17 protein-coding genes are annotated in these 18,236 nt (G+C 67.3%); 11 read left to right on the forward strand and 6 right to left on the reverse strand.

The window, feature by feature from the left end; translation table 11 throughout:
* The first annotated feature begins 14 nt into the window (after window positions 1–14).
* From ACZY1G_RS17275 to ACZY1G_RS17290, 4 genes are read left to right on the forward strand one after another with little or no spacing between them, the layout of a single operon-like run.
* Window positions 15–1,016 carry an ATP-binding cassette domain-containing protein gene (locus ACZY1G_RS17275; RefSeq protein ID WP_463816018.1) on the forward strand — a complete coding sequence of 334 codons (1,002 nt, stop codon included), beginning with the start codon at window positions 15–17 and terminating at the stop codon, window positions 1,014–1,016.
* Complete coding sequence (locus ACZY1G_RS17280; protein WP_463816019.1) at window positions 1,013–1,858, forward strand: ABC transporter permease; 846 nt, start codon at window positions 1,013–1,015, stop codon at window positions 1,856–1,858. The genes ACZY1G_RS17275 and ACZY1G_RS17280 overlap by 4 nt, the downstream gene beginning before the upstream one ends.
* Entirely contained in the window at window positions 1,858–2,718 is an 861-nt protein-coding gene (locus ACZY1G_RS17285) for an ABC transporter permease (RefSeq protein WP_463823078.1), read from the forward strand. Before ACZY1G_RS17280 ends, ACZY1G_RS17285 begins: the two co-directional genes overlap by 1 nt.
* Window positions 2,719–2,767: 49 nt before the next feature.
* Complete coding sequence (locus ACZY1G_RS17290; protein WP_463816021.1) at window positions 2,768–4,024, forward strand: phthiocerol/phthiodiolone dimycocerosyl transferase; 1,257 nt, start codon at window positions 2,768–2,770, stop codon at window positions 4,022–4,024.
* Here the strand turns inward: ACZY1G_RS17290 and ACZY1G_RS17295 are convergent.
* The gene (locus tag ACZY1G_RS17295) at window positions 4,021–4,845 is read right to left on the reverse strand and encodes a class I SAM-dependent methyltransferase (protein ID WP_463816022.1); all 825 of its coding nucleotides are present in this window, start codon (window positions 4,843–4,845) and stop codon (window positions 4,021–4,023) included. The genes ACZY1G_RS17290 and ACZY1G_RS17295 overlap by 4 nt on opposite strands.
* A gap of 73 nt (window positions 4,846–4,918) precedes the next feature.
* Between ACZY1G_RS17295 and ACZY1G_RS17300 the strand changes: the two genes are divergently transcribed.
* Genes ACZY1G_RS17300 through ACZY1G_RS17310 form a run of 3 tightly spaced genes read left to right on the forward strand, consistent with a single transcriptional unit; the run spans window position 4,919 to window position 6,818 of the window.
* The gene (locus ACZY1G_RS17300; protein WP_463816023.1) at window positions 4,919–5,593 is read left to right on the forward strand and encodes a flavodoxin family protein; all 675 of its coding nucleotides are present in this window, start codon (window positions 4,919–4,921) and stop codon (window positions 5,591–5,593) included.
* A 2-nt stretch (window positions 5,594–5,595) separates the two neighbouring features.
* Window positions 5,596–6,105 carry a DUF2505 domain-containing protein gene (locus tag ACZY1G_RS17305; RefSeq protein ID WP_463816024.1) on the forward strand — a complete coding sequence of 170 codons (510 nt, stop codon included), beginning with the start codon at window positions 5,596–5,598 and terminating at the stop codon, window positions 6,103–6,105.
* Window positions 6,106–6,107: 2 nt separating this feature from the next.
* On the forward strand, window positions 6,108–6,818 hold the full coding sequence (locus ACZY1G_RS17310; protein ID WP_463816025.1) for a nitroreductase family protein: 711 nt from the start codon (window positions 6,108–6,110) through the stop codon (window positions 6,816–6,818).
* A 16-nt stretch (window positions 6,819–6,834) separates the two neighbouring features.
* On the opposite strand, the gene ACZY1G_RS17315 is transcribed toward ACZY1G_RS17310, so the two are convergent.
* From ACZY1G_RS17315 to ACZY1G_RS17325, 3 genes are all read right to left on the reverse strand, one after another.
* Window positions 6,835–7,476, reverse strand: coding sequence for a LysE family translocator (locus ACZY1G_RS17315; protein ID WP_463816026.1), 642 nt, complete (start codon window positions 7,474–7,476; stop codon window positions 6,835–6,837).
* 48 nt (window positions 7,477–7,524) lie between these two features.
* On the reverse strand, window positions 7,525–8,826 hold the full coding sequence (locus ACZY1G_RS17320; RefSeq protein WP_463823079.1) for a hypothetical protein: 1,302 nt from the start codon (window positions 8,824–8,826) through the stop codon (window positions 7,525–7,527).
* A 325-nt stretch (window positions 8,827–9,151) separates the two neighbouring features.
* A complete protein-coding gene (locus tag ACZY1G_RS17325; protein WP_463823080.1) occupies window positions 9,152–10,333 on the reverse strand; it encodes an LLM class flavin-dependent oxidoreductase in 1,182 nt (393 codons plus the stop codon).
* A gap of 108 nt (window positions 10,334–10,441) precedes the next feature.
* On the opposite strand from ACZY1G_RS17325, the gene ACZY1G_RS17330 reads away from it, so the two are divergent.
* The 4 genes from ACZY1G_RS17330 (at window position 10,442) to ACZY1G_RS17345 (ending at window position 16,028) form a co-directional block, all read left to right on the forward strand.
* Window positions 10,442–11,224, forward strand: coding sequence for an alpha/beta hydrolase (locus ACZY1G_RS17330; protein WP_463823081.1), 783 nt, complete (start codon window positions 10,442–10,444; stop codon window positions 11,222–11,224).
* A gap of 345 nt (window positions 11,225–11,569) precedes the next feature.
* Window positions 11,570–13,078 (forward strand): cell envelope integrity TolA family protein, encoded by a 1,509-nt coding sequence (locus ACZY1G_RS17335; protein ID WP_463823082.1) that lies wholly within the window; start codon window positions 11,570–11,572, stop codon window positions 13,076–13,078.
* A gap of 57 nt (window positions 13,079–13,135) precedes the next feature.
* The gene (locus ACZY1G_RS17340) at window positions 13,136–14,632 is read left to right on the forward strand and encodes a flavin-containing monooxygenase (protein ID WP_463823083.1); all 1,497 of its coding nucleotides are present in this window, start codon (window positions 13,136–13,138) and stop codon (window positions 14,630–14,632) included.
* Window positions 14,633–14,657: 25 nt separating this feature from the next.
* The gene (locus ACZY1G_RS17345) at window positions 14,658–16,028 is read left to right on the forward strand and encodes a cytochrome P450 (RefSeq protein ID WP_463816032.1); all 1,371 of its coding nucleotides are present in this window, start codon (window positions 14,658–14,660) and stop codon (window positions 16,026–16,028) included.
* Here ACZY1G_RS17345 and ACZY1G_RS17350 read toward each other — a convergent pair.
* Together ACZY1G_RS17350 and ACZY1G_RS17355 are read right to left on the reverse strand one after the other, a co-directional pair.
* Window positions 16,025–16,849 (reverse strand): class I SAM-dependent methyltransferase, encoded by an 825-nt coding sequence (locus ACZY1G_RS17350; protein WP_463823084.1) that lies wholly within the window; start codon window positions 16,847–16,849, stop codon window positions 16,025–16,027. The genes ACZY1G_RS17345 and ACZY1G_RS17350 overlap by 4 nt on opposite strands.
* Window positions 16,850–16,876: 27 nt before the next feature.
* On the reverse strand, window positions 16,877–18,040 hold the full coding sequence (locus ACZY1G_RS17355; protein ID WP_463823085.1) for a PE-PPE domain-containing protein: 1,164 nt from the start codon (window positions 18,038–18,040) through the stop codon (window positions 16,877–16,879).
* Window positions 18,041–18,236 lie beyond the last annotated feature (196 nt).

Genomic DNA, 18,236 nt, shown 5'->3' on the forward strand with positions numbered 1-18,236 from the left:
GGCAGGAGGAGCTCATGTCCCGCTCTGACAAGGCGGTCGTCGTTGCCGGCATCCGCAAGTCGTTCGGCTCCGTGGTGGCGCTGCGTGACGTCAGCTTCGAGGTCGGCCGCGGCGAGGTGCTGGGTCTTCTCGGCCCCAACGGTGCCGGCAAGACGACGACGGTCAACATCCTGTCGACGCTGATCACCCCCGACAGTGGGCGCGCGCTGATCGCCGGCCACGACGTGGTCGCCGACCCGGCGGGCGTGCGGCGGTCCCTGATGTTGACGGGGCAGTACGCCGCACTCGACGACATGCTGACCGGCCGCGAGAACCTGTTGATGTTCGGCCGGCTGCAGGGGTTGAAGAAGAAGGTCGCCAAGGAACGTGCGATCGAACTGCTGGAGCAGTTCGATCTGGTGGAGGCCAGCGACCGCCCGGTCAGCACCTACTCCGGCGGCATGAAGCGGCGCATCGACATCGCCTGTGGCCTGGTGGTGCGCCCGGAGGTGGTGTTCCTCGACGAACCCACGACGGGTCTGGATCCCCGCAGCCGTCAGGCGATCTGGGAGCTGGTCACCGACTTCAAGGAGGCCGGCATCGCCACGCTGCTGACCACGCAGTACCTCGAAGAGGCCGATCTGCTCAGCGACCGGATCATCGTGATCGACAAGGGCACGGTGATCGCCGAGGGCACCGCTGACCAACTCAAGGAACGCACCGGCGGCACGTACTGCGAGATCGTGCCCCGCCACATCAAGGACCTGCCCGAGGTGGTGCGTGTCCTCGGCCCGCTGCTCCCGCAGGCCAACCGCGCGGCGCTGACCGAGACCTCCGATCGCATCTCGATGCCGGCGCCGGAGGGGCCGCGCACGCTGATGGCCGCGCTGACGAAACTGAGCGAGGCCGACATCGAGTTGATGGACATCGCGCTGCGTCGCCCGTCGCTCGACGAGGTGTTCCTGGCGCTCACCGGCGACCACCCACGGGACATCTCCGAGCGCCCCGAGGTCCCGGCGGCGGGCGCCTACGCGTGAGCGGCGCTGTCTCGACCGCCCGCACGCCGGGCGGGTCGACGGTCCCTGAGGCCACGCGGCCGCCGGTGAGCGCGCTGCAGCAGTGGTGGGTGCTCACGGTCCGGATGATCATCCCGACGCTGCGCAACGGCGAACTGGCCACGCAGATCATCGGGTCGATCGTGTTCACGATCGGCTACTACCTGCCGCTCAAGCAGATGATGGGCACGGTGCAGCCGCTGTCCAGCTACGCCCAGTACCTGACACCGCTGATCATCCTGCAGGCCATCTGGTTCGCCGCCGTGTCGGCGGCGTTCCGGTCGGCGACCGATTCGGTGCAGGGCATCAACCGGCGGTTCCGCGCGATGCCGATCCCGGCGATCATGCCGCTGGCCTCCCGTCTGACCGCGAGTATGTACCGCTGCGTCATCGCGTTGGTCGTGTCGGTGGCGTGCGGCCACGTCATCGGGTTCCGGTTCCACGGAAGCGTTCTGGACACCATCGGGTTCGCAGGGTTGGTGCTGCTGATCGGCGCCACTCTGGCCGTCATCGGCGACCTCATCGGGATCGCGACCCAGAACCCGGAGGCCACCGCACCGATGATGCTGGTGCCGCAGCTGACGCTCGGCCTGGCGTCGGTGGGTCTGCAGCCTGTCGAGCAGTTCCCCGACTGGATTCAGGGTTTCGTGCGCAATCAGCCGCTGTCGCAGTGGGTGTACGGCCTGCAGGCGCTCGCCGGCGACACCACCGACGCGGCGCCGAAGGTCACCTGGGCGGTCCTCACGCCGGGGCTGGCCTGGGCGGTGGGCGCCGGCGCCGTCGCCGTCGTCCTGCACCGCATCGTCAGCAGGAGAAGACGGTGATGGCGCGTTCGTCAGCTGCCCAGGAGCCCGTCACCAAGGCGCCCTACCGTCCCGGCGGCCGGCATCGCGATGCCCGGGTGTGGGAGAACTCGCCGCGGCGGCTGGTGCCGCAGGTGCTGCTGCTCACCTACCGGATCTTGCGGCGGTGGAGCCGTGACCCGGCCACGCTGGTGCAGTCGTTCGTGATGCCCGCCGGCTTCCTCGCTGCGCTCGACATCGTGTTCGGCGATGTGATCAAGCAGGTGAGCGGGCAGAGCGGGCTCTACGGCCAGGTTCCGCTCGTCGCGCTCGTCGGCGGCATGACCGGCGCGATCATCGGGGCGATCAGCGTGATGCGGGAACGCGACGTCGGTCTGCTGTCGCGGTTCTGGGTGGTGCCGATGCACCGCGCCGCCGGACTGCTGTCCCGGATGCTGGCCGAATGGGTCCGCATCGTGGTGATCACGCTGGTCGTCATGGGTGTCGGGGTCGCGCTGGGTTTCCGGTTCGAGCAGGGGCTGCCGGCGGCGATCGCGTGGGTGTTCATGCCGGCCATGTTCGGGGTGGCGTTGTCGGCGGCGGTGCTGACGCTCGCGCTGTACTCGTCGAGCACGCTGGTTCCGCAGGCCACCGACATCGTGGTGGCCGTGCTGATGTTCTTCTCCATCGGGTTCGTTCCGCTCGAGCAGTACCCGAAGTGGCTGCAGCCGTTCGTCGAGCATCAGCCCGTCAGCTATACGATCGCGGCGATGCGTGGGCTCTCCATCGAGGGGCCGATCGCCCGACCGATGTTGTTCGCCGTGCTGTGGTCGGTGGGCATCCTCGCGATATGCGCCGTCCCGCTGGCCCTGGGCTATCGGAAAGCCAGTCGACGTGGATGACCGATCCGACATGTTCGTCAAGGCCGACCTTTGAGGGAGTCTGATACCGATGTTTCCGTCCTCGGGGATTCGTAAGCTCGCCCGAAGCGAGGAGATGTTCGCCGAGACGCACAACTTCATCGGGTTGGCGGCGCACGTCAAGGGTCCGATGGACGCCGACGCGCTGTCGGACGCGTTCGACGCGCTCCTGGAGGCGCATCCTGTGCTCGGCGGGCATCTCGAGCAGCTGCCCGACGGCAAGTGGGAGATCGTGCTCGACGATCTGATGCACCCGGGTATCGAGGTGGTGGAGCTGACCGGTGACGAGCCGGCTCCGCCGCTGATCTTCGATCAGACCCAGTCGCTGGTGCATCTGCGCCTGACGATCCGCGACGGGGTGGCCCAGCCGACGCTCTACATCCACCACAGTCTGGCCGACGGCCACCACCAGTTCAGTCTCGTCGAGGAGCTGTTCTCCACCTACACCGATCTGGTGACCACGGGCACCACCCGTCCGGTGAAGGTGCATCCCGCACCTGAGCCGCTGGAGGTCATCCTGGCCAGCCGCGGCGTGGAGAAGAGGCCGCGCTCGGGGTTGGAGCGGTTGCTGGCGGCGATGTTCGCCTACGAGCTGCCGCCGTCGCGCCGCGCGCCCTCGGAAACCAATCCGGTGCTGCCGCAACTGGTTCCGATGGAGTACTGCACCCTCTCGGCGCAGGACACCGAGAAGATCATCGCGTTCTGCCGGGCCAACAAGCTCGGCCTCAACAGTCTTCTGTCGGCCGCGGTGCTGATGGCCGAGTGGCAGGTGCGCAACACCCCCAACATCCCGGTGCCGTACGTGTATCCGGTCGATCTGCGCTATTTGCTGACGCCGCCGGTGTCGGCGACCGAGAGCACCAACCCGGTGGGGATCGCGACATATCTCGCCGAGATCCATCCGGGTACCGATGTGGCGGCGCTGGCCCGCGACATCAACGACACGTACAAGAAGGACATCGCCGAAGGCGTCATCCAGCAGAGCTTCCTGCACTTCAGCCCGCAGTACGTCGGCAACCCGCCCGGTCTGCCCGATGTGGTGATGTTCACCGACAACGGCATCGTGCCGCCACTGCGCACTCCGCCGGACATGGAGGTGGCCGCCAGCCACGGCGAGTTCTACTTCGCGGTCGGCGCAGGTATCGAGATCTACACGTCGAAGATCTTCAGCGGGCAGTTGATGATCGAGTACCACAGCCACGGCCCCGATCGCGACAAGTCGATCGCCGCGATCGAGGCGCAGCTGCACAGCATCGCGGCCAAGCAGGCCGCGACCACGGGCGCCTAGGCGCCGAACGCGAAGCGATGGTATTGCAACGAGGTCCGCAGCGGCGGCGCAGCCGCGACCAGACGTTTGAGCGCGTGCATGCCGCGACTGGTGCGGGCATAGGTGCTCGCGTCGAAAAACGTTGTCGCGGAGAGCAACCGGATGTCGGGCAGCTTGTCGAGGATCTGCTGGGGACTGTTGACCGCCCAGTACAGGACCGAGCCGGAGGTGCGTACCAGCGATTGGCTCTTCTGGGATTTGATGGCCAGCCAGTTGAAGAAGTCGATCTGCAGCTCGCCGGTGCCGAAGCGGTCGACGAACCGGCGCAGCAGCGCGATGCCCTCGTCCTCGGTCAGGTACATGCTGATGCCCTCGGCGATCAGCAGCGTCGGCCGGTCGGCGGGAATCTGCTCGAGCCACTGCGGTTCGGTGGCCGGCGTCGCGATCAGCTCGTAGTTGTCCCGGCTGGGGTAGATCTGTTCGCGAAGCGCGATCACCTGCGGGAAATCGACGTCGTACCAACGGACGCCGGGCCCGGGGTCGACGCGGAAGACGCGGCAGTCCAGCCCGCATCCCAGGTGCACGACGGTGCACTCCGGGTGCGCGGCGATGAACTGCCGCACCCAGATGTCGTACTGCGCGGTGCGAACGGTGAACAGCGGGGCCCACTTCGGGGTGATCTCGAGCTCACTCCAGTCGAAGTCGAGCTTGCCGATCGCGGCCTTGGCGAACGTGTCGCCGAGGATCGGCTGGTCGAAGTCGGCGTCGAGCGCCTTGAGGTACAACGTGGACAGCATCGTCTTCGCGGGGCCGCTCAGATTGACCGCAACTTTGTCGTTCACGTGTGTGAGGCTATGCGCTCGAGGCCCGGCGTGGCACGTCGGGTTCCCCAGGCCAGGAAAGGATGTGCCGGAGTTGGCTGAATCACCGAAGGTGCTGTTGCTCTACTACAGCTACACCGGGCAGGCCAAAAAGGTGCTCGACGCCGCGGCCGAGGTGTTCCGTGCCCGCGGCTACGACGTGACCGAGGCGCCGATCGAGTTCACCGATCCCCGCTACGCCGAGCGGTTCTCCCGCTTCCCGATGCAGCGGGTGTGGCCGGAGTTTCTCGGTATGCTGCCTGCGCAGACGCTCAAGCGCACCGGCGACATCCGCACCCCCGACGCGGTGCGCACCGGTTCCTACGACCTGATCTGCATCGGTTCGCCGACGTGGTGGGACACCGTGTCGATGCCGCTGCGCACGTTCCTGATGTCGCATGAGGCGCGGCCGGTGTTGGACGGCAAGCGATTTGCGGTGTTCGTGGTGTGCCGGCGCAAGTGGCGCAAGAACCTCGCCGGGGTCCGCAAGCTGGCCGAGAAGAAGGGCGGCCGCTACGTCGACGGGATCCACTTCACCTACCCCGGTGGGGAGCTGCCGTCCATGCTGTCGCTGACCAGCTACCTGGGGTCGGGGGAGTACAAGGAGCGCTACCTCGGCATGAAGCTGCCCCCGACGAACATCAACGACGAACACCTCGAGGAGGCGCGGCGGTTCGCCGGCCGGGTCGCCGACAAGGTGTTCGGTCGCGCATCATCGGAGCGTCGCTAACCGTGGCGCGCCCGTTCGACGTGAGTGCCGAGGCGAGCGCCGAGGTCGCCGACGTGCTCGCCGCCTTCGGCACCAGGGACTACTGGCTGGCCCGGCTGGCCGCCTACGGTGGCGATTCGATGACGTTGGATTCGCTGACCGTCGAGCCCGACGGCGCCGTCGTCGTTCAGACCACGCAGGATCTGCGCCAGGACATGCTGCCCGGGCAGATCGGGCGCATGCTGCCCGGGGACACCTCGATCACGCGCAGGGAGTCGTGGCGGCCGGGTGCCGACGCAGCAGAGGTGCACGGCGAATTCGGCATCACCGCTCGCGGGGTGCCCAGCTCCGGGTCGGGAACCATGGTGCTGCAGGCGATTCCGACGGGGTCGCGGTTGCGGGTGCGCGGCACGGTCGAGGTCCGGATCCCGGTGATGGGGGGCCGCATCGAACGCTACGTCGCCGACCTGATCGCCCGCGACGTCCCGCAGATGCAGCAGTTCACGGCATCATGGATCGCACGGGAGGCGTGAGCATGCCCGAACCCATCCCGAGCGCCGATGACGCGCTGGCCCGGCTGGACATGTCGCTCGTCGAGGCGATGATGACCCAGCGGGCGATCCGTCGGGTGCGCCCCGACCCGGTCGACGACGCGATCGTGCTCAAGTGCATCGAGCTCGCGTTGCGGGCCCCGACGGGCGCCAACGGGCAGAACTGGGAATTCGTGGTGGTCAAGGACCAGCGCGTCAAGAGGAAGTTGCAGCGTCGATACCGGTTGGCGTGGCGCGCTTTTCACCGCACGTCGATTGCCGACATCGCGTCGTATGACGAGGAGATGGCCAAAAGCGTCAAGGCCATCGAATGGCAGCTGGAGCACTTCACCGAGATTCCGGTGCTGGTGATCGCGTGCCTGCGACTCGGCGCGCGCGAGGGCAAGGTGCCGTTCGTGCCGATGCCGCACGCGGCGGCATCGGCGTTCTTCGGATCGATCTACCCCAGCGTGCAGAACCTGCTGCTGGCGGCCCGCTCGATGGGGCTCGGCGCCTCGCTGATCACGCTCCCGCTGTGGAACCTCACGTCCGCGCGGCGCATCCTCGGGCTGCCGATGGACGTCACGCCGTGTGCGGTGGTGCCGCTGGGCTGGCCCAAGGGCCGCTACGGCCCGACCACGCGCAGGCCGGTGGACGAGGTGGTGCACCTCGACCGGTTCGGCAACCGCGCCTGGTTCGGTCCCCGCACGCGTTGAGCACCGGGGGTAGCTCTCAGGCCGCCTTGTTGCTCGTCAGCGCAAGTGCGCCGGCCAGTCCGATCATCATGGTGCCGCCGGCCGCGCGGAGCGCTGCCAAGCGGTCACCAGAGGTCGCGAACCACGCGCGGGCGGTCCCCGCGGCCAGCGCCCACACGGTGTCGCACGCCCAGGCGATGAGGGTGAAGACGAGCCCGAGGACCATCATCTGGGTGGCCACGTTGCCGGCGTGGATGTCGACGAACTGCGGCAGCGCTGCGACGAAGAACACGATGGTCTTGGGATTGGTCACGCCCACGACGAAGCCGTGGCGCAGGCTCTCCCATGACGAGGCGGGTGGTTGGCCGGAGGCCGCCACGACGGCGTGGTCCCGTCGCTGCCGGATCGCCTGGACGCCGAGGCACACCAGGTACGCAGCACCTGCGAGCTTGATCACCGTGAACAGCAGGATCGACTGTGCCACCACGGTTCCCACGCCAAGGGCGACGGCGGCTACCAGCGGGAGGGCTCCGAGCTCGTTGCCCACCACGCTCAGCAGTCCGGCGCGCCGACCTGACGAGAGGGACCGGCCGATGACGAACAGCACGCTCGGTCCAGGAATGGCGATGATGATGACCGACGCGACGGCGAACGCCGCGAGCGCCTCCCAGGATGGCATCGGCGTAGATTAACCGCCGACGGTCGCACTCTCCACCGGCTTTTCCACCTACTCGTTGTCGCCGGAGTCCTTCTTCGAGGTCTTCGCCGAGCCCGAATCGGATGAGGAAGCGCTCGACTTCGCCGCGCGGTCCGCTGTGCGCGACGAAGCCCTGTCTGCCGCCCTGTCGGTGGCTTTCTCGGTGGCTTTCTCGGTGGTCTTCTCGGTGGCGGCGGCGAACTTCTTCTGCAGGTTCTCCACCGTCGAGGCCACGCTGAACGACCCGGTGCGACCCTTTGTCCCGGTGGGCTTGTCGGTGGGCTTTTCGGTGGGCTTTTCGGTGGACGGAGCGGCGTCAGCCAGCTCGGCCGCGTCGGTGTCGCCGGTCGCCTCGTCAGCGCCCGTGGCCTTCTCCGTCGTCTGTGCAACGTCGGTCACCTGCGCGGTCTTCTTGCCGAACAGCCCGGTGGCGGTGCGCGCCGGGGCCTGCGCCTCCGGCGACGGCGGCGCAGTCACGGTGTCGAGGCTGACCACACGGCTGGTCTCGGTCTCGGGAGCGCCCCCGGGCCAGCCCGTCGGGTTGTCCGGGTAGTCCTTGTCCTCGACGGCGGGGTTCTCGGGCTTGGGCACGAACAGCTTCACGAACGTCTCGATCTCGCGCACGGCCAGCCAGTCCGGGACGTGCCCGGTGACCTGCAGTGCGGCAGCGAGATTGGCGCTGGCGGTGACGAAGTCGTACATCGTGACCGGCCGGAAAGCCTGGGGCTCACCGGTGAAGTAGTCGGCGACGGATTTGATGACCTCGAACCGGTCGAGCTTGATCGTCTGGCCGGACCACTCGGTGGGCTTGCCGTCGACGGGATTGATGACCTCACCGAAGGTGTAGCCCTCGGGGGAGTAGAACTTCCACATCGGCACCGTGAACATCGACTGCAGCATGCCGATGGGGTCGGTGCACTCGAACGCACAACCCTCGTGCATGGGGAGATTTGCTGCGGCCCACCAGTTCAGGTGCTCTCCGAGCGGGCGCGACAGCGCCGGGAACGGCACCAGCATGTCGACGAAGCCCTCGAGCATCTCCGGGTTCGCCGGATCCCAGCCCCACACGTTGTTGGGTTGCGAGACTTCCCAGCTGCCGCTGGCTGCCATCGCGTCCGCGAACCGCTGGATGCCGAACACCATGTTGGCCGGGGTGTTGAGGGCGGCCATGAACGCGTTGGCCGGAATGTTGGCCAGTGAGCCCGTCAGTGCGACGTCGACGTCACGGACCACGGTCGTGTGCGGAGTCGGAGCGACGGGACTGACGGCGATGAGGCTGGCCCCCACCAGCGCGACGCCAGCGGTGGCGTACGGACGCAGAGCTGTGTGCATCGGGAATCCTTCTGTGGTCGGACGTGACGGTCGCCTGCAAACCCGCTCCCCGTATGCGGCGGACGAATGCGACCGTAGCAAAGCAACGATAGACGGTCACAGTACCGCCGTGTGCAAAGACTGCGAAAAGCTCTCCGGTGAGTTCGGCGCAGCCGCCGGCTGCCGGCAGACGCCGCTGACCTCGACATCAGCTGCGGCAAAATTGACTCGCCGGCAAATATGCGGCGGCAGCGCCGGTCCTGCCCACGTCACGCTGACCGCGCACAGCAATGTAACGAAAACTGACGCTCTGGCGAAGTCAGCTAACTCGCTGATGGCAGGGTGGTCAGAGCTTCTTGAGCCCCCGCAGCACGGTCCCGAACGGCCCGCTCGCCGCGACCGCCTTGCGCAACCGCGGATTGAGCTGGCTCGCGTTCAGCACGAGCAGGTACCGCAGCCCGTGATCGCGCCACTCGGCGATCTGGTCCAGCACGTCGTCGGCGGTGCCACTGAACGTGATCTCCCGCATCAACGACGGCGGCACCGCCTTCGTGTAGGCCAGCGCGCTCTCGTAGTCGATGGTCTGGGGGACCAGGTCCTGCACGCCGGAGAAGTCCGCACCCAGCGGGTGCACGGCACCGTGCCGGGCCCACGTTTCGGCAGGTGCGGCCAGCGCCGACGACTTCAGAATGACCCCGTCGAGGGCTTCGTCCACGTCATCGCGCGTGCGGCCCACCACGACGGCGCGGTTGAGCGCGGGGACGATCGCGTCGGGGTCGCGACCTGCATCGGTTGCCACGTCGCGCACGGTGGTCAGCGCGCGGGAGTAGTCGGCGGGCCGGGACACGGTGAAGGGCACCCACCCGTCGGCATGCCGGCCGGTGATGCGCAGCATCCTGGGCCCCTGCGCGGCCACCCACATCTCCGGCCAGGTGCCGCGGTAGGGCGGCAGGTCGAACACCGCGTTGTGCAGCGGAAAGAACTCCGAGTCTCGGGTGATCGGCTCGCCGCCGGAGTTCCACAGCGCACGGATCGTCGCCACGGCCTCCTCGAAGCGGGCCACCGGCCGTTCCCACGGGACGCCGTAGGGCTCGTTGCCCTCACGTTCCCCGACCCCGATGCCGAGCATGGCGCGACCTTTGGTGAGCAGGTGCAGCGTCGCCGCGGCCTGCGCCGTGACCGCAGGATTGCGCCGGCTGGCATCGGTGACGCAGACGCCGAGCCGCAGGCGGGTGAACCGGTTGCGCGCCGCCAGGTGGCCGAGCATCGTCCACGGTTCCAGGATCGCGTCCACCTTCGGCACCAGCTTGGCCCCGACGCCGAGGTGCTCGGGGGTGGCCAGCGAGCGGGGGATCAGCGAGTTCAGGTGATCGCCCACCCACAGCGAGTCGCCGCCGTTGAGAGCCACGGTGGCGCCGGCGAACCGGGTGGCCGCCGTCGGCGAGAAGCGGGTGTTGACGATCCCGTCGAGCAGGCCGAATCGCAGCCCGCCGGTGGATGTTCCGCCTCGTCGGGCGCTCGAGCTCATAGGACAAACCGTACTATCAGGGACGCTGCCCACCTGCCCGCCCGATGCGCTGCCCACCTGCCCGCCCGATGCGCTGCCCACCCACCCGCCCGAAAACCGAGGAGACCATTGCTCGAGGTTGTCGACCGGGGGCAGGAGAGCGCCGACCATCCCACCCCCTTGCTGTTCGTCCATGGCGCCTGGCACGCGGCGTGGTGCTGGGACGAGCACTTCCTGGGCTGGTTCGCAGACCGCGGCTATCGAGCGCTGGCACTGAGCCTGCGCGGGCATGGCGGTAGCGGTACCGACAAACCCCTCAACGACTGCACGTTCGACGACTTCGAGGCCGATGTCGCGGCTGTTGCCACCGGTCTGGCGACGCCACCGGTGCTGATCGGACACTCCATGGGCGGCTTCGTGGTGCAGAAGTACCTGGAGTCGCACGACGCGCCCGCCGCGGTACTGATGGCGTCGATGCCCCCGCAGGGCTATCTGCGCTCGGGGCTGCGCTGGTTGCGACGGCACCCCTGGCACTTCGCGAAGATGTCGGTGACGCGCCGGACGCTGCCGTACGTCAGCACTCCTGAGCTGGCCCGGGAGCGTTTCTTCTCGCCGCACACCCCCGAGGAGCTGGTACTGCGCTACGCCGAGCGGTTGGGTGAGGAGAGCGCCCGGTCGGGTACCGACGGGATCGTCAACCGGCCGCATCCGGACCGGATACAGACGCGGATGCTGGTGCTGGGGGCCGCCGACGACGGCGCCGTCACCCCTGCCGAGGTGGAGGCCACCGCGCGGGCCTACCGCACCGAGCCCGAGTTCTTCCCTCGAATGGGGCACAACATGATGCTGGAGCCGGGGTGGGAGGCGGTAGCCGTGCGCATCGCCACCTGGTTGGCCGCCGAGGGTCTCTGACCCAGGCGGGACCGGCCTCCGGCAAAGCATCCTCACCCCGACGCCACGACCGCTTGTTTGCGCTTTCACATTGCTGACGAGGATCTGACGCCTGCGCATATTGACGCTGCCGACATTCGCAAAGCCTGGTCAGCCATGACATTTCGGTGATGCGGGGCGCGCATGACGAAAAGCGCGCCGAGTGCGCCAGGCAGGCGGAACACCCACATCTTCGTGGACACATGTGACGGCGCAGCAATTCTCCAATAGCTGGACACCTGCATCACACTTCTGTACTGTCATCGTGATCTCGTCGTGACCCGTTACGCGAGACCCCCGAGCACGTCCGACGAGAGGGATGCACAGATGCAATCAGCGTTGCGGCCGTACGTCACGACAGGCGTAGCGCTTGTCGGGGCCACGTTGATCGCGGCGGGGTCGGTACTGCCGGTCGAGGCCGCAGTGAGCGCCGCCCAGGAACGGACCATCACATCGATGGACGTCGACCTGGTTGCGGCGAGCACCGGCCTGAAGCCGGGACAGTCCTACGCCAACATCATTCCCAATCTCTTCAACGCGGTGCTGAGCATCCCGCAGGCCGAGATCGACGGCATCAACCGTTTCTCGGCCGCGATGGAAGAGAGCAAGAGCTGGTGGGTCTACAGCGACGTCAATGTCCTCGGGTGGGATCCGCCGAACGAGGAAATGACCAAGGGCTTCGTGGACATGCTCCTGCCCTTCAAGCCGTACTCGGAGCAGGCGGGCATCGCGACGTTCTACTTCCTCGCCGCGAACCTGCCGATGGACGCGGGCTGCTCCGGCTTCCCGCCGTGCCCCGACCCGGGCAGCATTCTGAGCCACATGTTCACGGTGGCGCCGTGGGAGTTCTACCTCGGCAACGGCTACACGTTCCCCGAGGTGATCAATCCGATCAGCGCCAACGAGACCTACTGGGGCCAAGAGCTCGGCGAGACCGGCTTGCCCACCAACTGGTCAGGCGAGACCGTCAAACTCGATCCCAACGCCGGCTGGAATGCGACCTGGGATTACCTGCTCAATGATCCCGAGGCGGTTGACTTCCCCTCCGGTAAGGAGATCTGGGACACCACGGTCCGCCTGACGTCGGCGCTGTGGAAGAGCTGGTACCCCTTCGTGCCGCAGAGCACGCTGTGGAACCCGCAGATGTCGCTGTCGGCCTACGTCCTGCGCCCCTTCGCGAAGGTGCTCTGCCCGGACTGCAACAAGGCCGACCCGTTCATGCCGACGGACTGGAAGCCCGGCGACGACATCCCGCCGAACAGCTACGTGCCGCCGAAGTACAAGAAGAACTACGGCGAGGACGGCAAGTGGATCGGTCCGCTGCCCGGCGAGGAGACGTCGACGGCGACCACGCTGCTGGCGGCCAAGACCACGCCCGAGGTCGAGGAGCCCGCCAAGGACACCTCCACTGACGCGGTCAAGCCGGCCAAGAAGAACGACTTCCTGGCCACCGCGATCCAGAACCTGACCGACAAGTTCAACCAGGGCAAGGTTGCGGACGCCGACAAGGGCGAGGCCGGCGACAAGGGTGACGACAAGGGCGCGGTCACGCAGACCCCCGCCCCCGAGGTCACTCCCGTCGTCGACAAGACCGACGACGGCAAGGCCTCGGACGACACCGCCAAGCCCACCAAGAAATGGTCGTTCGGCAAGGACCGCAAGGCCGGCGCTGACGCGCAAGCGGATGCGCCGAAAGCCGATGCCGCAGGTGCGAATTCGTCGGACGACGCGAAGCCTGCCAAGAAGGCGCCGAAGTTCGGCAAGCGGGATGCCGGCGGCAACGGTTCGGGCGCCAAGGCCGGTGCGGACAAGTCCGATGGCGGTGACAGCAAGTAGGAGCGGGACTGCGGTCGCCCGTGCGAACGCTCCTGTGAAAACCCGTAGTATCGCCACGTGAGTACCGAGCAATACGACGCCGAATACGACGCTGTCATCGTCGGTGCGGGATTCGGCGGAATGGGCGCCGCGATCCAGCTCAACAGGCTGGGGTACCGCCGGATCGTCATCCTCGACCGGGAGGACGATCTCGGCGGTACCTGGCATGTCAACCGCTATCCGGGCCTGACGGTCGATGTTCCGTCCACGACGTATTCGTACTGGTTCGAACCCAACCCGTACTGGTCGCGGCTCTACGCTCCCGGCGCTGAGCTCAAGACCTACGCCGACCACGTCGCCGACAAGTACGACCTGCGGCGCTACATGCGCTTCAACACCACCGTCGACGGTGCCCGCTGGGACGAGGAGTCGCAGACCTGGCAGGTGTGCCTGCAGGGCGGGGAGACGCTGCGTGCGCAGTTCCTCATCCTGGCCACCGGTTACCTGAGCCAGCCGAAGAAGCCCGACATCCCCGGTATCGAGGACTTCGCCGGGACGGTGCTGCATGCCCAGGAGTGGAACGACGAGTACTCGCTGCGAGGCAAGAAGGCGGCGATCATCGGGACCGGGTCGACCGGCGTCCAGCTGATCCCCAAGCTCGCCGAGGACGTCGCCGAGCTGACCGTGTACCAGCGCACCCCGATCTGGGTGATGCCGAAGTTCGACCTCACCTTCGGCCCCACCGCGCAGCGGATTTTCGCGAGATTCCCTGCAGCACAACGGGTTTTGCGGATGTCCAGCGACCTGTTCATGGACCTCATGGTGACCATCGCGATGTGGAAGTTCCGGCAGTTCCGGCCGGTGAACAGCGCGGCGGCGGCCATCGGGGCCCTGCACCGCTTCCTGTCGATCCGGGACAGGGAGCTGCGGCGCAAGCTCACCCCGAACTACGACTTCGGCTGCAAACGTCCGACGCTGTCGAACGTGTACTACCGAGCGCTGAACAAGACGCACGTGCACCTCGAGACCGCGGGCATCGAGCGCATCGACCCCGACGGCATCGTCACCAGCGACGGAGTCAAACGCACCGTCGACACCCTGGTTCTCGCCACCGGTTTCGACGTGTGGGAATCCAATCTGCCGGCGATCCCGGTGATCGGCCGGGAAGGTCGCGATCTCGGAAAGTGGTGGCGGGAGAACGGGTTCCAGGCCTACGAGGGCATGACGGTGCCGCTGTTCCCCAACATGATCAACCAGGCCAGCCCGTACGCCTGGGTGGGCATGTCGTGGTTCGACACCGTCGAGTACCAGATGCGGCACATGAAGCGACTGTTCGGTGAACTGCAGCGCAGCGGTGGCCGGGCGTTCGAGGTCACAGAGGAAGCCAACGACCGATTCCTCGACCGCATGCTGACACTGCTCGACGATTCGGTGTTCCGGCTCGGCGACTGCACCAACTCGCGGTCATACTGGTTCAACAAGTCCGGCGAGGCGCCGCTGTTCCGGCCCACGTCCATTCGACAGGCCGTCAAGGAGCAGGAGCACTTCCCGCTCAGCGATTACCAGATAGCCTGACGCCCCCAGACAACGAGGTGACACCATGACAGCGGCAACCACAGATCCGGTCAAGCTGCCGCCGGGCCCGCCCGTACCCAGCCTGGTTCAGGGCGCGGCCGTACTCGCGGCCCGCTACGGATCGATCGCGGCGCTGGGTCGCCGGTACGGCTCCACGTTCACGCTGCGGGTGCCGGTGTTCGGCACCACGGTGGTGATCAGTGATCCCGCACTGGTCAAGGAACTGTTCAGCAGCAGTCGAGAGTTGATCGGCCGGCCGCAGAACAACCTGGGCGGCGACGTGCTCGGCCCCGGCTCGATCTTCAACCTCGAGGGTGACGAGCTGCTCGCCCGGCGCAAGCTTCTGCTGCCGCCGTTCAACGGCAAGAACATGCGCGCCTACGAGACCGTGACCGAGCAGGAGGTGCTGCGTGAGATCGGCACCTGGGCCGAGGGGGTCGAGTTCCCGACCGTCGACCCGATGATGCGCATCACGCTCAACACGATCCTGCGTACCGTGTTCGGCGCCGAGGGAGCCGAACTCGACGAGATGCGTGAGCTGATGCCCAAGGCCGTCGAGTTCGGGTCGAAGATCGCGCTGATGCCGTCGATCGTGCGCAAAGACATGGGGCCCTGGAGCCCGGGCGGGAAGTTCGCCGGCTACCGGCGCCGAATGGACGAGTTGCTGAAATCCGTGATGAGCCAGGCTCGTTCGGATCCGGATTTCGCCGACCGCGGCGACGTGCTGTCGCTGCTACTGCAGGCCCGCTACGACGACGGCTCACCGCTTCCCGACAGCTACATCGTCGACGAACTGCTCACCATGTTGGTGGCCGGTCACGAGACCACCTCGACGCAGCTGGCGTGGACCATCGAGCGCATTCGTCGCCATCCTGATCTGCTGGTACGGCTGACCGACGAGGTCGACGCGGGTGGCAACGAATTGCTGTTGGCCACCATCGCCGAGTCCCAGCGCACCCGCCCGGTGCTGACCGCCGCGCTGCGCCGGGCTCGCACCCGGATTCAGCTGGGCGAGTGGGTCATTCCCGAGGGTGCCACCATCCTGGCGAGCACCCAGCTCGCGATGGCCGCGGAGAGCAGCTTCCCCGACGCCGACCGCTTCGACCCGGACCGCTTCGTCGGCAAGCCGCCCAACCCGTTCGCGTGGATCCCCTTCGGCGGCGGCATGATGCGCTGCATCGGAGCCTCGTTCGCGACGATGGAGATGGAGGTCACGCTGCGCACCATCCTGCGTGAGTTCCGTATCGAGCCGACCAGCGCACCCGACGAGAAGCCGCACAGCCGGGGTGTCACCGTCACTCCGGCGCAGGGCGGCCGCGTGGTCGTGCACCGCCGTACACCGGCGGGACCGCGCGCCGCGGATTCGGTCTCGGCCGGCAACGGCGAGGCCCGCTAGAACCGGTAGGACAGCACTCGCGCCTTGCGGGCGATCGACGGGATGCGGTGGGACAGCCGCGCCGCCAGCCGCAGTCCGCGAGGGAACGCCGCGGCTTCGGGCCGCTGCATCACGCTCTGTTCTCGACGCAGGGTCAGCGCGGCCCAGGACTCCGGCCGGCGGGCATCGGCGAATCCGGGGAAGTTCCACTGGTTGTGGGGCGAGTTCGTCTTGCGTGAGGTCGCCAGTCGGCCCAGCAGCCGGTTGGCCCGGCTCACCGGCCCGTAGTCGTTGAACGCGAGCACACCCGTGCCGAAATGTGTTGTCACGTCGGAGAGCAACGCCTGCACTTCGGCTTCGCCGAGGAATGCGATCAACCCGTCGGCGAACACCATGGCGGGCCGGTCGGCCGGAATCTGCTCGGCCCAGCCCCGCGCGGTCAGATCTGCGGGGACGGGATGGTCGGCCGGGTGGGCCGGAAGTACAGCGGCGCGCAGCGTCAACACGGCGGGCCGGTCGACGCTGTACCAGTCGACACCAGGAGTGGGGTCGACCCGGTGCACTGCCGAGGACAGGCCGGCCCCCAGATCGACCACGACGGCGTCGGGGTGCTTGGACAGGAACGCGCTGATGATCTCGTCGATCATCTTGGCGCGCAGCGCCACCAGTGGCACCACGCTGGGCGTGGCGGCCAAGGTGGTGAAGTCGTAGTCGATGGCGCCGACGGTCTCGGTGGCCCACGGGTCTTTCAGGATCGGCCGGGCCGTGCGCTGGTCGAGGGCGCGGCAGTATTCGGTCAGCAGGGCGGTCTGTTCGAGCGGTGCGAGGTGGCTGACGTCCATGACATCAGCCAAGCACAGCGGGTGTCCTCACTCCTGTCCGGATGCGCTGTCCCCGCCTGCTGCTGTGTCCGACGACGCGTTCGACGAGCGGGTGTGTCGCTCGAAGAGCCGCGCGAAGGGCCGTTTGCGTGTGGCCGCGCGATCGGCGGCGTTCTTCTTCGTGGTCGACTCCTGCGCCGCGTCCGTGTCGGGCGTCGTGGCCGTGGCGTCGACGTCGGCCACTGCCGGCTCGTCCTCGATGACGGGTGCCTTCACCACGTTCACCGCGGCGTCCACCGCCGCGTCGGCAGCCACCTCGGCCGCGCGCGCCTTCCGCGCGTCTCGCGCTGCGGCCAGCGCGCTCGCCAGCGGGGTCGCTGCTCGCGTCTGCGGCTGCGGTTCGGGCTCGGGGTTCGGCGGCACGATCGGGGGGAGCAGGTCCGGGGGCCAACCGCGGGATTCCGGCAGATACGAGCGGTCGTAACCCTTTTCGATCTTCGCCTTCAGCGGACCATTGAGTTCGTCAGCGAGCTTGTCGAGGCCCATCTTGCGCAACGGGTCGAGCAGTGGGATGTTCTCCGTCGGAACGAAGACATAGATCGTGTTGCCCTCTTTCCAGACGTAATTGGCCGGATCGTAGATGTCGATGTCGTCGTAGTTGACATGGATGTTGGTCAGCCCCGCGTTCGCGTTCAGGAACGCCAACAGGTTCATCGGGTTGTCCGGCCAGTCCGAGGCCCGGTCGTACTGCTGTGTCACGTCGATGATGCCGTAGTCGGTGGCCGGCGTGACCGAGCCGAGCCGCCTGTGCGTTCCGCCGTACTTGCGGTCGGGATTGCCGATGAGGACGAAGCTCAGCTGTGCCGGGGTTGGCACCCCTTCGGTCCCGGCGCGGTCCTCGAGCCATTGACCGATCACGCGCGCGCCCTGGCTGTATCCGAACACCACCATCGGCTGGGTGAAGTCGGTGGCCGCAAGAGCAGCCTGCAGGTCGTCTGACCCGGTGTACCGGTCGAGGTACGGATAGGCCACCGGGTTGCACGTACGCGTTCCGGTGCACATGATGCCGTCGTGGTCGTCGCTGTTGTGTCCCGGATACAACGCCAGGGTCACCACTTTGAGTTGATCGGGCACGGCGGCGGCCGCCTCGGGTGCCGCGATCAGGCTGGGCATGCCGAGTGTCGCCGGGAGCACCACAGCAGCTGCGACCACCGCGACCCAACGGTGTGTCGAACGCTTAGCTGACCTTGTGCTGAAACGCATGTGCCCTCCCCGGCGCTGCAATTTGCTGCGTAGCACACACCCTACGCGCCGCACAGCCGGTAATAGGGATCTTCAGCTGTGAGTTTAAGGAATCGACCCGACCGTCAGCTATGACTTGTCAGCGATTGCCGACCGAAACAGGTTG

The organism is Mycobacterium sp. IDUB_5 (genome assembly GCF_055419565.1).